Here is a 14,093-nt window from a genome sequence, read left to right as displayed (position 1 = left end):
CCTTCGGCGGGCGATCCTGTAGACGGGCCGAAACAGGAGCCTCCAATGAAGTTCTTCGACGTCCGCACACCCTGGTTCCGCCCGATGTGGCGGCGCATACTCGTCTTTGGCGTCACCGCAGGATGGAGCGGGTTCGAGCTGGCGAACGGCAATGCCGGATGGGCGCTTCTGTTCGGCGCGGCGGCGGCGTGGCTTGCGTACCAGTTCTTCGTGGTGTTCGACCGGGCCGACTAGCCCGCCGGGTCGATCCGCTCGAGCGTGCAGTCGGCGCGCAGCGCCTCGATCATGTCGGGCTGGCACAGGTCGGTGGCGGGCGTCGTGACGGTGGCGGCGGCTGCGGCGGTGCCCCAGCGCAGCGCCTCTTCGGGCGGGGTGCCGATGGACAGGGCCCAGGTCATCGCCGCAAGGAAGCTGTCGCCCGCGCCGGTGGCCGAGACGACCCCGACCTTCGGCGGGCGGACGAACCAGATGCCATCGGCCGAGGCCAGGAGGTTCCCCTCGGCGTCGCGGCCGACGATGACGTAGCGCGCAGCCCCCCGCGCGACCGCATCGGCGGCGAAACGGGCGGTATCCGCCAGCGCCGGCATCGGGCGGCCGCCAGCCTCTTCCGCCTCGAGGTGGTCGATGCGCAGGACTTCGGGGCGGGTGTCGGGGTCGGGGTCGGGCGAGCGGACAAGGTCGTTCAGCGCCGCCCCCGACGTGTCCACGACGAAGCGGATGCCCATGGGCCCCGAGGCGCGGGCGAGCGCGCGGGGAAACCTGGCGGCGAGCGCAGGGGGAAGCGAGCCCGACAGCACGACGAAGTCGCCCCGCGCCGATTCCTCGGACAGGGCCTGGATCGCGCGGTCGCCATCCTCGGACGTGAGCTCGGGGCCCGGCAGGATGAAGCGGAACTGCTCGCCGGTCGAGCGGTCGGTGACGCCGAGGCTCACGCGGGTCTCGCCCTCCACCGGGATCACGCGCACCGAAATCCCCTCGCGCGTCATCGCCTCGCGCAGACGTTCGCCCATGCCACCGCCAAGCGCCACGATGGCTGCCGTCTCGCCGCCCAGCCGCTGCACCAGGCGCGAGACATTGATGCCGCCGCCGCCCGGATCGATGCGGGGGGCGTCGCAGCGCAGCTTGGGGCCAGGCACGACCCGCTCGGCCGCCGTGGCGAGGTCGAGCGCGGGGTTCATCGTCACCGTCAGGATCGCGGGAAGCTGGTCGATGCTCATGGGGGGCAAGGTGCGCGCACAGTCCCGCGAGTCAAGCGCCGTCCCTCTTTCGCGGGCGGGCCGATGTGCCTACCTTGGGCAGAGCCCCGAAAGGCCCGCCATGCTTCGCCTTGCCCTTTGCCTGCTGCTGTTCGGCCTGCCCGCATGGGCGGACCCCGGGCATGGCCTCATCAAGAACCGAACCGGCCTGCCGTTGACCTTGCCCCTGCAGGTCAAGACCGACCCCGGGCGGGACGTCTACCTGGTGATGCGCGACGCCGCGACGACCGAGATCGCGGTGACCGCCTATATCGAGGGCGGCCGCTTCTTCCGCCTGCTGATGCCGCCGGGGACCTACACGCTCCACGCCGCGATGGGGCGCGAGTGGCTGGGCGAGGATGACCTGTTCGGCCCGGAGACCGAGTTCTACACCCTGCCCGAGGCCTTGGGTTTTCGCGCGGGGATGACTCGCAAGCGCGGCCACCTGATCGACCTGACGCTGGCCGACGAAATGGCCGAGGCGGCGACCCGCGACATCGCCCTGTGTCAGTATTACGAGCCGGCACCCGCCCCCGAGCGGCCCGCGGCACCGCGCGACCGGGCCGGGTCCATCGCGCCCGAGGTTCCCGATGGCTTCCCCCGCCCGCCCGGGCCGCGCGACCCGCTTCTCGACGGGGCGCCCGAGCTGGGGCAGCACTTCGGCAATACGGTTCCGGACATCCCGCTATGGCAGCGGCTCGAGGCACCGGACTCGCGGATCGTCGCCGGGCCTGACCGCGATGACCGACGGGTCCTGCGCCAACGGCTCTGCGATCCGGTCTGACGGCTGGCACCGGAGCGTCGTTCGTGGCATTCCGCTGACGACCATCCCTGGGAGGCACATCCATGAGCGGCGCATTCGGCAAGGGCCACCACCTGCACCTGATCGACGGATCGGCCTTCATCTTCCGCGCGTTCCATGCGCTGCCGCCGCTGACGCGCAAGTCCGATGGGCTGCCCGTGGGGGCAGTGTCGGGCTTCGTGAACATGCTGTGGAAGACGGTGCAGGACAACAAGGGCGCCGATGCACCGACCCACGCGGCGGTGGTGTTCGACAAGGGCTCGATCACCTTCCGCAACGAGATGTATGACCTCTACAAGGCGAACCGGGACGAGATGCCGGCCGATCTGCGCCCGCAGATCCCCCTGACCCGCGACGCCACCCGCGCCTTCAACATCGCCTGCCTGGAGCAGGAGGGGTTCGAGGCCGACGACATCATCGCCACGCTCGCTTGCAAGGCCCGCGACGCCGGTGGCCGCGTGACCATCGTGTCCTCGGACAAGGACCTGATGCAGCTTGTCGGCGACGGCGTGGTGATGTTCGACGCCATGAAGAACACCGTGATCGACCGCGAGGGCGTCGAGGCCAAGTTCGGCGTCGGCCCCGAGCGGGTGGTGGACGTGCAGGCGCTGGCCGGCGACTCGGTCGACAACGTGCCCGGCGCACCCGGTATCGGCATCAAGACCGCGGCGCAGCTGATCAACGAATACGGCTCGCTCGAAGAGCTTCTGGCCCGCGCGACGGAGGTCAAGCAGCCCAAGCGCCGCCAGACCCTGATCGACCACGCCGACCAGATCCGGCTGTCGAAGAAGCTGGTGCAGCTCGATTGCGGGATGGCTCTGGACTACGACCTCGACACGCTCGAGGTGAAAGAGCCCGATGCCGAAACCCTGATCGGCTTCCTGACCGAGATGGAGTTCCGCACCATCATCCGCCGCGTGGCGCAAGAGCTGGGGGTGGACGCCCCCGCCGTGCCGGAAACCGCGCCCGTCGCGGCCGAGGCGGAGGCAATCGAGCAGCCCCCGTTCCCCGAGGACTACACCTGGATCCGAACCGAGGACGAGCTGGCCACCTGGATCGCCCGCGCCACCGATCAGGGCTACGTCGCCGTCGACACCGAGACGACCGCCCTGAACGAGATGCGGGCGTTGCTGGTCGGCGTCTCGCTCGCGCTGGCCCCGGGCGAAGCGTGCTACATCCCCCTCGCCCACAAGCAGAACGCCGAGGCCGACCTCTTCGCCACGGACGCGCTGGCCGAGGGGCAGATGCCGATGGAGCGCGCGCTTGCGCTGCTCAAGCCCCTGCTCGAGGATGAAAGCGTCCTGAAGATCCTCCAGAACGCCAAGTACGACTACAAGATCTTCAAGCGCAACGGCATCGAGATGGGTCCGATGGACGACACGATGCTGATCTCCTACGCGCAGCACGCGGGCCTGCACGGGCATGGCATGGACACGCTGGCCGAGCGTTACCTGACCCACACGTGCATCCCCATCAAAGACCTGATCGGCAGCGGCAAGGCGCAGGTCACCTTCGACAAGGTCCCCGTGGACAAGGCCGTGCGCTATGCGGGCGAGGATGCCGACGTGACCCTGCGCCTGCACGAGCGGCTGAAGCCACAGCTCCACCGCTCGCGCGTCACGACGGTGTACGAGACGCTGGAACGGCCGCTCATCCCCGTGCTCGCGCGGATGGAGATGGCGGGCATCGCCGTCGACCGCAACACGCTGTCGCGCATGTCCGGCGCCTTCGCGCAGAAGATGGGCGCGCTCGAGGCCGAGATCCGCGAGATCGCGGGCGAGGGGTTCAACGTCGGCTCCCCGAAGCAGCTGGGCGACATCCTCTTCGACAAGCTTGGGCTGCCCGGCGGCAAGAAGGGCAAGACGGGCGCCTACGGCACCGGCGCCGACGTGCTCGAAGACCTCGCCACCGAGCACGAGCTGCCGCGCAAGGTGCTGGACTGGCGGCAGGTCTCGAAGCTGAAATCGACCTACACGGACGCGCTGCAGGATCATATCGACCCCGCCACCGGCCGGGTGCACACCTGCTATTCGATCGCCGGGGCCAATACCGGCCGCCTCGCCTCGACTGATCCGAACCTGCAGAACATCCCGATCCGGACCGAGGAAGGCCGCCGCATCCGCGAGGCCTTCGTCGCCCCCGAGGGCAAGACGCTGGTCAGCCTCGACTACTCCCAGATCGAGCTGCGCATCCTCGCCCATATCGCCGGCATCGACGCGCTGAAACAGGCCTTCAAGGAGGGCCAGGACATCCACGCCGCCACCGCCTCCGAGATGTTCGGCGTGCCCCTGGACCAGATGACGCCCGACATCCGTCGCCAGGCCAAGGCCATCAATTTCGGCGTCATCTACGGGATCAGCGGCTTCGGCCTCGCCCGCAACCTGCGCATCCCGCGCGACGAGGCGCAGGGCTTCATCGACCGCTATTTCGAACGGTTCCCCGGCATCAAGGACTACATGGCCGAGACCACGGCATTCGCCAAGGAACACGGCTACGTCCAGACCCTTTTCGGGCGCCGCATCAACACGCCCGAGATCAACGCCAAGGGCCCCGGCGCTGGTTTCGCCAAGCGCGCCGCCATCAACGCCCCGATCCAGGGCACGGCCGCCGACGTGATACGCCGCGCCATGATCCGGATGGAGGCCGCCATCGCGGGCCTCCCCGCCACCATGCTGCTGCAGGTCCACGACGAATTGTTGTTCGAGGTGGACCAGGGCCACGAGGATGAGTTGATCGCCCGCGCCCGCGAGGTCATGGAATCCGCCGCCGCGCCGGCCGTGCACCTGACCGTCCCTCTCGACGCGGATGCAGGGCAGGGCGTGAACTGGGCGGCGGCGCACTAGGCCTCGCTCGTTTCTTCGGCATTCGAAGCATCTGGTCAGCGCGCCTTAACTGATGCTTCAGGCAGCCTTCCGTACAAGCGTGATCACGCGGAGGGAGGATCGTCACGATGGCGGCGTTTGCACTGACACCGGAAACCTATGGCCGCTCGCCGGAAGAGATCATCGACACGGCGTTGGCGACGGTGCGTGAACACTTGGGGATGGAGATCGCCTATCTCTCCGAATTCATCGAGGGGCGAAGCGTGTTCCGCGCCGTCGACGCGCCACGACTGGAGCACCTCATCGCAGCAGGCGACAGCCGCGATCTGGATGACGTCTATTGTCAGCATATTCTCGACGGGCGCCTTCCAGAACTGATTCCAGATACGGGGAAGGAACCGCTTTGCGTTGCGATGCCGATCACGGCGGACGCTCCGATCGGCAGCCATGTCAGTGTGCCGATCCGACGCAACGACGGCAGCACCTACGGCATGTTCTGCTGTCTCAGCTCGCGGCCGAACGCGACTCTGACGGTTCGAGATCTCGGCGTGATGCGGGTCTTCGCGGATCTGGTTGCTGACCAGGTCAACGGCGCGTTGAGGGAGCGCGCCATTCATGCCGCGAAGAGTGCGGTGATCCGCGAGGTTCTGGACACGCAGGGCTTCACGATCGTCTACCAACCGATCGTGGATCTTCGCTGCGGCGCCATCCAGGGGTTCGAATCCTTGAGCCGGTTCAAGGCCAAGCCATACCGTACGCCCGACCTGTGGTTCGCGGATGCGGCATCCGTCGGTCTTGGGGTCGAGCTGGAGCTCGCCTCGATTGAGGCGGCCCTGCAAGGACTGCGGGATCTGCCCGACCACGTCTACCTGTCCTGCAACGCGGGACCGGAGACAATCGCATCCGGGCGGCTGGGCGAGGTCCTCGAGAACAAGGCCCTGAATCGTGTGGTCCTCGAGATCACGGAGCACGACCGGATCGGCGCGGAAGAGGACCTCCTCGACGAGCTAATGTTCTGGCGCGGTCGCGGGATGAGGATCGCGATAGACGACGCCGGCGCAGGCTATTCCGGTCTGCAGCAGGTCATCCGGATCTCGCCGGACATTCTAAAGCTCGACCGGTCCCTCGTGACCGGCATCAACGGGGACCCGGTGCGGCGTTCGCTTGCGGCCGCGATGGTTCATTTCGGCACCGAAACCGGTGCGAAGATCGTAGCCGAGGGGATCGAAACGGCAGACGAATGCGAGGTCTTGATCAACCTCGGCATGCATCAGGGCCAAGGCTGGTATTTCGGCCATCCCGGTGAACTGCCGGCGGCACTCAAGGCGTGCCCGCTGCCAAGGCCGGGCAACACGAACTTGGCCAGAAGGGCGTAGGCTCGGGCGGGGTGTGCCGTTGGCTTAGGGGCAGTCCGCGATCCGACCAGCCGGCGTACGTCCGCTTTGGGAGAGCCCGGCGGGAGTGAACCGCGTGGCAGGCGTGGGCGATGAGGCATGATTGCTAGGGGGCCGCCACTTCGTGAAGCTGAGCATCATCTTGGCAGCATGGGCCGCGACCTTGCTGATGCCAAGGTATCGCAAGATGGTGTCTTTTTGCCGCGGCAGGTGCGCGCGCGGCTCGCTTGCCAGCCGCCGTGCGCGATCCGGTTCGGCACGGTCTGGCGGGGCGGGCCCACGCGCGCTAGGTGCGGGGCGCAGGCAGCAAGGAGGGTCCCGTCATGCGCGTCATCTTCATGGGAACGCCGGATTTCTCGGTCCCCGCGCTCGAGGCGCTGGACCGGGAGGGGCACGAGATCGCCTGCGTCTACACCCAGCCGCCGCGCCCCGCCGGTCGCGGCAAGAAGGATCGCCCCACTCCCGTGCAACGTGCCGCCGAGGCGCGGGGGATCGAAGTGCGCCATCCGCGCACGCTGCGGGACCCGGACGCACAAGCCGACTTCGCGGCGCTCGGAGCAGATGTGGCGGTCGTGGTAGCGTACGGACTGATCCTGCCGCAGGCCGTGCTCGACACGCCACGGCACGGCTGCCTGAACATCCACGCCTCGCTTCTGCCGCGCTGGCGCGGTGCTGCGCCGATCCACCGCGCGATCCTGGCGGGCGACCCCGAGACGGGCGTGTGCATCATGCGGATGGAGGCGGGGCTCGACACCGGACCGGTGATCCTGCGCGAAACCACCGCCATCGGCCCCGAGAACACGACCGGCGACCTGCATGACCGCCTGTCGGGCATGGGGGCGAGTGCCGTCGTCGAGGCGCTGAACCGGCTGGGCGCGCTGCACGAGACGCCGCAGCCCGAGATCGGCGCGACGTACGCCGAGAAGATCGACAAGGCCGAGGCGCGGATCGACTGGTCGCGCCCCGCGGTCGAGGTGGACAGGCAGATTCGCGGGCTGTCCCCTTTCCCCGGCGCCTGGTGCGAGGCCGAGGGCGCGCGGCTGAAGCTGCTGCGCTCGCGGCTGGCCGATGGGTCGGGCGCACCGGGGCAGGTGCTGTCCGGCTTCACCATCGCCTGCGGCGACGGCGCGGTCGCGATCCTCGAGGTGCAGCGCGAGGGGCGGCGGCCGCAATCGGCGGACGAGGCGCTGCGCGGCATGGCGATGCCCGAACGGCTGGACTGAAGCGCAGGTTGCGAACCCGGAGGCCTGTCGCCGCGTTGGACTGCGGAGGCTGCCACGATGAATCCCAAGCAGGAACTCGCGGAAGAGCGGACGGACTGGGCAGAGGATCGAACGATCCTCGCCGCCGAGCGGACATTCGCGGGTTGGCTGCGCACGGGCCTGACCATTGCCGCGCTTGCCATCGGCTTGCAGGCCCTGTTCCGTGCGGCGGAGCCCACATGGCTGCCGAAGGCCGTGGCGACCCTTTTCCTGATCACGGCCGTCCTCGTCTTCGCCGCCGCCTGGTCCGAGGCCAGGCGCAGCCACCGGAACTTCTCGACCCATGGCTGCCGCGTGCAGCCGACCTGGCGGATCTCGCTGCTGTCGGCGCTTCTTATCGCCGGGACGCTGGGAACGGGCGGGGTCCTCTGGTTGCTTTGATCGCGTCGGGGTAGGGTCGCCGCGACCCGACTCGGAACAGAGGTGTCATGGCCGATACTCCCGCCTACCAGGTGCTCGCCCGGAAATACCGCCCCGCCACCTTCGCGGACCTGATCGGGCAGGATGCGATGGTGCGCGTCCTTAAGAACGCCTTCGCGGCCGATCGGATCGCGCAGGCCTTCATCATGACCGGCATCCGCGGGACGGGGAAGACGACCACGGCCCGGATCATCGCCAAGGGGATGAACTGCATCGGCCCCGACGGCAATGGCGGCCCGACGACCCAGCCCTGCGGCGTCTGCGAGCCCTGTCGCGCCATCGCCGAAGGCCGCCATGTGGACGTGATGGAGATGGACGGCGCCTCGCAGACCGGCGTCAACGACATCCGCGAGAACGTGCTGAACTCGGTCCAGTACGCGCCCACTTCGGCGCGCTACAAGATCTACATCATCGATGAGGTTCACATGCTGTCGACCAGCGCGTTCAACGCGCTGCTGAAGACGCTGGAAGAACCCCCCGCCCATGTGAAGTTCATCTTCGCCACGACCGAGATCCGCAAGGTGCCGGTCACGGTCCTGTCGCGCTGCCAGCGCTTCGACCTGCGCCGGATCGAGCCCGAGGTGATGATCGGGCACCTGAAATGGATCGCTGAGCAAGAGGGCGCTCAGGTCTCGGACGACGCCTACGCGCTTCTGACCCGCGCAGCCGAGGGGTCGGTGCGGGATGCGCTGTCGCTGATGGACCAGGCGATCGCGCACGGGCAGGGCGAAACCTCGGCCGAGCAGGTGCGCGCGATGCTGGGGCTGGCCGACCGGGGCCGCGTCATGGACCTGTTCGACATGGTGATGAAGGGCGACGCGGCGGGCGCGCTGTCGGAATTGGCGGGTCAATATGCGGACGGGGCGGACCCGATGGCCGTGCTGCGCGACCTGGCCGAGGTCACGCACTGGATCAGCGTGGTCAAGATCACCCCCGATGCCGCCGAGGATCCGACAGTGGGCCCGGACGAGCGCGAGCGTGGTCGCGACATGGCCGAGCGTTTGCCGATGCGCGCGCTGACGCGGATGTGGCAGATGCTGCTGAAGGCGCTTGAGGAAGTCTCGGCCGCGCCGAACGCGATGATGGCCGCAGAGATGGCGATCATCCGCCTGACCCACGTGGCCGACCTGCCGCCGCCGGGCGACCTCGTGCGCAAGCTGAAGGACGGGCCGCCTGCGGGTGCGCCCGCGCCGCAGCAGGACGACGGCGCTCCGGCCGGGGCCGCGCCCACGGCACAGCGCGCAGCGCCCCCCGCGCGGTTGGGGCAGGGCGGTCACGGCACCGCCACCGCACTTGCGCAGCAGCCCGACGATGCGCTGGTCCGATATCAGCGCTTCGATCAGGTGGTCGAGCTGATCCGCGCCAACCGCGATGCAAAGCTGCTGATCGACGTCGAGACTGGCGTGCGCCTCGTGCGCTACACCCCCGGCCGGATCGAGTTCGCTCCCACCGATGCCGCCCCGCGCGACCTTGCCGCGCGCCTTGGGGCAGCGCTCAGCCGCTGGACGGGGGTGCGCTGGGGAGTCTCGGTCGTGTCCGGGGGCGGCGAGCCCACAATCGCCGAGCTTCGCGACGCCGAGGTCGAGGCGCTGCAGGCCAAGGCGCTGGCCCATCCGATGATGCAGGCGGTGCTCGACGCGTTCCCCAAGGCGAGGATTGTCGAGATCCGTACGCCCGAGCAGATCGCCGCCGAGGCCGAGGCGCAGGCGCTTCCCGAGGTGGACGAGGAATGGGATCCCTTCGCCGAGGACGATTGACGGGACCCAGCTTCGATCACGAAGCGTTGAGGCCCGGAACCAACCCACCGGAGACCTTCATGTCGCGCATCATCTACCTCATCGGCCTCGTCGTCGTCATCGCCATCATCCTGTCGCTGCTGGGCCTGATCTGAGCCACCGCTTGAACGGCAGACCCTGCGCCCGTATCTGAGGGAGAACTTTGGATACGGGAGACAGGGATGTTCAAGGGAATGGGCGGCCTCGGCGACATGGGCAAGATGATGAAGGCCGCGCAGGAGATGCAGGGGAAGATGGAAACCCTGCAGGACGATCTGCGCAACATGCATGTCACCGGCGAAAGCGGGGCGGGGCTGGTCAAGGCGACCTCGACCGCCAAGGGCGAACTCGTGGGTCTCGACATCGATCCGTCGATCTTCAACCCCGACGAAAAGGAAGTGGTCGAGGACCTGATCCTCGCCGCGATCAAGGACGCCCAGCAGAAGGCTTCGGACAAGGCTCAGGAAGAGATGTCCAAGCTGACCGACGGGCTGGGTCTGCCGCCGGGCATGAAGCTGCCGTTCTAGTCGGCACGCCGGTCCCATGCCCGACGCCACCAACGACATCCAGGCGCTGATTGACCTGATGGCGCGCCTTCCGGGGCTCGGGCCGCGTTCGGCCCGGCGGGCGGTGCTGTATCTCATCAAGAAGCGCGCGGCGGTGATGCGCCCGCTTGCGCAGGCGCTGATGGCCGTGGCGGACGGGGCGCGCGAATGCCTCGTCTGCGGGAATATCGGGACCGAGGATGTCTGCGGGATCTGCCGGTCCGATAAGCGCGCGACCGGCGAGATCTGCGTGGTCGAGGATGTCGCCGATCTCTGGGCGATGGAGCGGGCCGGCGTCTTCCGCGGCCGGTATCACGTTCTGGGCGGCACGCTCTCGGCGCTCGACGCCGTGGGGCCGGAGGAACTGCGCATCCCCCGGCTCGAAGCGCGCGTGGCCGAGGAAGGCGTGACCGAGGTGATCCTCGCCCTCGGGGCCACCGTGGATGGCCAGACCACGTCCCATTACATCGCCGACCGGCTGTCCGGGTTCGAAGGGCTGCGCCTGACGACCTTGGCACAGGGCGTGCCGGTGGGGGGCGAGCTGGACTTCCTGGATGACGGGACCATCGGCGCGGCGTTGCGCGCGCGCCTCAGTCTCTGAGGCTCATGTCACGGAATCGTATTAGTCCGCACACCAAATCTTGCGTTCCGCGGATTGATATCCACAACTTTGCGGCTGCCTCGGGCAATTATTCACTTTACAGATTCGGCACCCTCCCACACCATATCTTGTGAGGACAGGGGGCGAACAAGACCCCTCCTCGTGCAGGCACCGAGACCTTGGGCGATCAGCAGTGTCCCCTCGGCCTCTCAGACATGGGGATGCCAATGTCGTTGAGCGAGCAATACATCACGCCGGACGATCTCGACCCGATCGACCTTGTCGAGCATCTGGCCACCTACAACGAATGGGAATTCGACCGCGTCGCCGACGACCAGATCGCAATGGCGGTCGAGGGCAAGTGGCGCACCTACTCCCTCACCCTGGCCTGGGCGCCCTACGACGAGACGCTCCGCCTGATCTGCACCTTCGAGATGGAGCCCCCGGAAGAGCGCCTTCCGGAACTCTACGAGGTGCTGAACGCCGCAAACGATCAGTGCTGGCTGGGCGCCTTCACCTACTGGGCCGAGCCCAAGCTGATGGTCTACCGCTACGCGCTGTCCCTGTCGGGCGCGCAGATCGCCGGGTCCCAGCAGATCGACCGCATGATCGACGCCGCGGTGCGCAACGCCGAACGCTTCTATCCCGCCTTCCAGCTGGTTTGCTGGGGCAATCGCGCGCCCCGGGACGCCATGCAGGTCGCAATAGCCGAGGCCTACGGCCGGGCGTGACCTGCGCCCGCAGGGGCCGCGACCACCTTACCCCTCATAAGAAACGAGGTCGCGGCCCCATCCTTAATCCACGCTAACCACCGCGGCGGTTTTCACCTGCGCTCGGGCGAAAGGCGCGCTAGATCATGCGCCATGGCCAACGAACTCGAACTTGCCGCAATCCTTTGCTCGCTGATCTTCGGAGGCGAGACCGAGGTCAGTCATGCCTATTCGGTGGGATACGACCTGCACCGCATCCGCGTGGATTGTGAAACCGACACCGCGGTCTACGAGGTCGGCCTCGACAAGCGTTCCTCGCTCGACAGCGTTCAGCAGGCGATCTTTGCCGGATCGCTGACCGGCAAGGAGCCGGTCGTTGTGATGATCGACACCGACGGGCGCGAGGGACCCTACGAGCTACGCATCCGCACCGTGTCTGAACTGGCAGGTATTGCGTATGAGACCTACCGCGCCGACGATCTGCTTCGCCACAACGCGTCCGCGGCAGAGCCTGCGACGCCCCACAGGTAGGCGGACGGTCCCGGACGGGCACTCCCGCCGCCTTCATCCTGCTTGAAACTTCGGGGGCCTCGCGGGCGGGGGTGCGCCCTTGACGCCGCCCCCGTGACATCCCCGCCCGCCTCTGGTCTGTTGCGCGCAAACGAAAGAGGTGACGCGATGGACATGAACGAACTGAAGCGCCGCGGGCTGGTGATGCTGGGCTGCGGCAAGATGGGCTCCGCGATGCTGGAAGGGTGGCTGAAGGGCGCGCTCGACCCCGGCGACGTCTGGGTGATCGACCCGAAGCCGTCCGAGTGGCTGCAAGGCACCGGCGTCCACATCAACGAGCGCATTCCTGATCAACCGGCGATGCTTCTGGTCGCCGTGAAGCCGCAGATGATGACCGACGCGCTGCCCGACGTGGCGGCCCTGGGTGGCGGCAAGACGGTCGTCCTGTCGGTCGCGGCGGGCGTCACCGTCGCCAAGTTCGCCGATGCGTTCGGCCCCGGCACCCCGATCATCCGCGCCATGCCCAACACCCCCGCCGCCGTCGGGCGCGGGATCACCGCGATCGTCGCGAATGACGAGGGGCAGTCGTCGCTCGACCTCGCCGCCGATCTTCTGGACGCGGTCGGCCAGACGGTGCGGCTGGAGGCCGAAGACCAGATGGACGCGGTGACGGCCGTCTCCGGCTCGGGTCCCGCCTATGTGTTCCACATGATCGAAAGCATGGCGAAGGCCGGCGAGGCGCAGGGCCTGTCCGCGGACCTCGCGCTGGCGCTCGCCAAGGCCACCGTTGGCGGCGCGGGTCAACTGGCCGAGGACAGCCCGAAGGACCCGACGACCCTGCGGCAAGAGGTGACGTCGCCCAACGGCACCACGCAGGCCGGGCTCGACGTGCTGATGGCGGATCTGCCGGACCTCATGCGCCGCACGATCACTGCCGCCGCCGACCGCTCGCGCGAGCTTGGTGCATGAGCGCCAGTTTCGACGACTTCCTGAAGCTCGACATCCGCGTCGGGCGCATCGTCGAGGCCGAACCCTTCCCCGAGGCGCGCAAGCCCGCCATAAAGCTGCGCGTCGATTTCGGGGGCGAGATCGGGATCAAGCAGTCGTCGGCGCAGATCACCGCGCATTACGATCCCGCCACGCTGGTGGGAAAACAGGTGCTGGCGGTGGTGAACTTCCCGCCCCGCCAGATCGGGCCGGTGAAATCCGAGGTGCTGGTCCTTGGCGTTCCCGACCCGCAGGGCGAGGTCGTCCTCGTCGCGCCCGACCAAGATGTGCCTCTGGGCGGCCGCCTGCACTAGCCCTTCGCCGCCCCTCCCGGGGGGCGGCTGAGGATGGCGTGGGGCTGCGATTGGTATTCCCGCGACCAGATTACCCAGAACACGGCGAGGCTGGCGAGGATCAGCGCGACCGCTCCCATCAGCCATGCCAGCGCCGCCAGCGCCACGTAGAGCCCGCGAAGGCCGCGGTTGAAGTTCCCCGCGGCGCGGATGTTCAACTCGGCCGCGCGGGCGGCGCGGGGCAGCGCCTCGGGGTCGTCGGGATCGTTCGGCACCGCCGCCATGACCACGGCGCAATAACCGAACAGCCGGTTCGACCAGACGAATTTCAGGAACGACTCGGTCAGGAGCAGCGCTACGAACCCGAGCTTCACCTGGTAGATCACCGGCGTCGCGTGAGCGCCCAGCTCTTCCGCCACGCCGCCGATCTGCTCGGCGTTGCCGATCACCGCCAGCACGCCCCCGATCGCGATGACGACCGTCGAGGCGAAGAAGGTTGTGCCCTGCCGCAGGGTGGACAGGATCGTCGCGTCGAAGATCCGCGGCTGGCGGGTGACCATCTGCACCATCCACTCGCGCCGCTCGGTCATCATCAGCACCGTGACCGAGGGTTTCGCCGCGTCCTCGCGCTCGATCCAGAAGCTCAGGGCCTGCCATCCCACCAGCAGCAGGAGGACCGCGACCAGGTCGAGCGGGGAAAGGTGCAACAGGCGATCGATCAGGGACATGAGCCGGAC

15 protein-coding genes are annotated in these 14,093 nt (G+C 68.1%); 13 read left to right on the top strand and 2 right to left on the bottom strand.

The window, feature by feature from the left end; genetic code table 11:
• The first annotated feature begins 45 nt into the window (after positions 1-45).
• The gene (locus PAM7066_RS08335; protein ID WP_085853701.1) at positions 46-234 is read left to right on the top strand and encodes a hypothetical protein; all 189 of its coding nucleotides are present in this window, start codon (positions 46-48) and stop codon (positions 232-234) included.
• Here the strand turns inward: PAM7066_RS08335 and PAM7066_RS08330 are convergent.
• Positions 231-1,217 (bottom strand): 1-phosphofructokinase family hexose kinase, encoded by a 987-nt coding sequence (locus PAM7066_RS08330; protein ID WP_085853700.1) that lies wholly within the window; start codon positions 1,215-1,217, stop codon positions 231-233. The two genes, PAM7066_RS08335 and PAM7066_RS08330, sit on opposite strands and share 4 nt — an antisense overlap.
• Before the next feature lie 100 nt (positions 1,218-1,317).
• Between PAM7066_RS08330 and PAM7066_RS08325 the strand changes: the two genes are divergently transcribed.
• From PAM7066_RS08325 to PAM7066_RS08270, 12 genes are all read left to right on the top strand, one after another.
• Complete coding sequence (locus PAM7066_RS08325) at positions 1,318-2,019, top strand: hypothetical protein (RefSeq protein ID WP_085853699.1); 702 nt, start codon at positions 1,318-1,320, stop codon at positions 2,017-2,019.
• Positions 2,020-2,081: 62 nt separating this feature from the next.
• Positions 2,082-4,880, top strand: coding sequence for a DNA polymerase I (polA, locus tag PAM7066_RS08320; protein ID WP_085853698.1), 2,799 nt, complete (start codon positions 2,082-2,084; stop codon positions 4,878-4,880).
• A 107-nt stretch (positions 4,881-4,987) separates the two neighbouring features.
• Positions 4,988-6,235 (top strand): sensor domain-containing phosphodiesterase, encoded by a 1,248-nt coding sequence (locus PAM7066_RS08315; protein WP_085853697.1) that lies wholly within the window; start codon positions 4,988-4,990, stop codon positions 6,233-6,235.
• A 341-nt stretch (positions 6,236-6,576) separates the two neighbouring features.
• A complete protein-coding gene (gene fmt, locus PAM7066_RS08310) occupies positions 6,577-7,476 on the top strand; it encodes a methionyl-tRNA formyltransferase (RefSeq protein WP_085853696.1) in 900 nt (299 codons plus the stop codon).
• Positions 7,477-7,533: 57 nt separating this feature from the next.
• A complete protein-coding gene (locus PAM7066_RS08305) occupies positions 7,534-7,896 on the top strand; it encodes a DUF202 domain-containing protein (RefSeq protein ID WP_085853695.1) in 363 nt (120 codons plus the stop codon).
• A 47-nt stretch (positions 7,897-7,943) separates the two neighbouring features.
• Positions 7,944-9,692, top strand: coding sequence for a DNA polymerase III subunit gamma/tau (locus PAM7066_RS08300; RefSeq protein WP_085853694.1), 1,749 nt, complete (start codon positions 7,944-7,946; stop codon positions 9,690-9,692).
• Positions 9,693-9,892: 200 nt separating this feature from the next.
• Positions 9,893-10,237, top strand: coding sequence for a YbaB/EbfC family nucleoid-associated protein (locus tag PAM7066_RS08295; RefSeq protein ID WP_085853693.1), 345 nt, complete (start codon positions 9,893-9,895; stop codon positions 10,235-10,237).
• A 16-nt stretch (positions 10,238-10,253) separates the two neighbouring features.
• Positions 10,254-10,856: a recombination mediator RecR gene (recR, locus tag PAM7066_RS08290; RefSeq protein ID WP_085853692.1), complete on the top strand. Its 603-nt coding sequence runs from the start codon at positions 10,254-10,256 to the stop codon at positions 10,854-10,856.
• A gap of 227 nt (positions 10,857-11,083) precedes the next feature.
• On the top strand, positions 11,084-11,587 hold the full coding sequence (locus PAM7066_RS08285; protein WP_085853691.1) for a type III secretion system chaperone family protein: 504 nt from the start codon (positions 11,084-11,086) through the stop codon (positions 11,585-11,587).
• A 132-nt stretch (positions 11,588-11,719) separates the two neighbouring features.
• On the top strand, positions 11,720-12,097 hold the full coding sequence (locus PAM7066_RS08280; protein ID WP_085853690.1) for a hypothetical protein: 378 nt from the start codon (positions 11,720-11,722) through the stop codon (positions 12,095-12,097).
• Positions 12,098-12,244: 147 nt separating this feature from the next.
• Positions 12,245-13,045, top strand: a complete 801-nt coding sequence (proC, locus tag PAM7066_RS08275) for a pyrroline-5-carboxylate reductase (protein WP_085853689.1) — start codon at positions 12,245-12,247, stop codon at positions 13,043-13,045.
• A complete protein-coding gene (locus PAM7066_RS08270) occupies positions 13,042-13,377 on the top strand; it encodes a tRNA-binding protein (protein ID WP_085853688.1) in 336 nt (111 codons plus the stop codon). The genes proC and PAM7066_RS08270 overlap by 4 nt, the downstream gene beginning before the upstream one ends.
• On the opposite strand, the gene PAM7066_RS08265 is transcribed toward PAM7066_RS08270, so the two are convergent.
• Positions 13,374-14,084: a DUF599 domain-containing protein gene (locus PAM7066_RS08265; protein WP_085853929.1), complete on the bottom strand. Its 711-nt coding sequence runs from the start codon at positions 14,082-14,084 to the stop codon at positions 13,374-13,376. The two genes, PAM7066_RS08270 and PAM7066_RS08265, sit on opposite strands and share 4 nt — an antisense overlap.
• Between the last annotated feature and the right edge of the window lie 9 nt (positions 14,085-14,093).

The organism is Palleronia marisminoris (assembly GCF_900172315.1).
Taxonomy (GTDB): domain Bacteria; phylum Pseudomonadota; class Alphaproteobacteria; order Rhodobacterales; family Rhodobacteraceae; genus Palleronia; species Palleronia marisminoris.
Note: the sequence above shows the minus strand (reverse complement) of the source record. Positions and strands in the feature narration are given on the sequence as shown.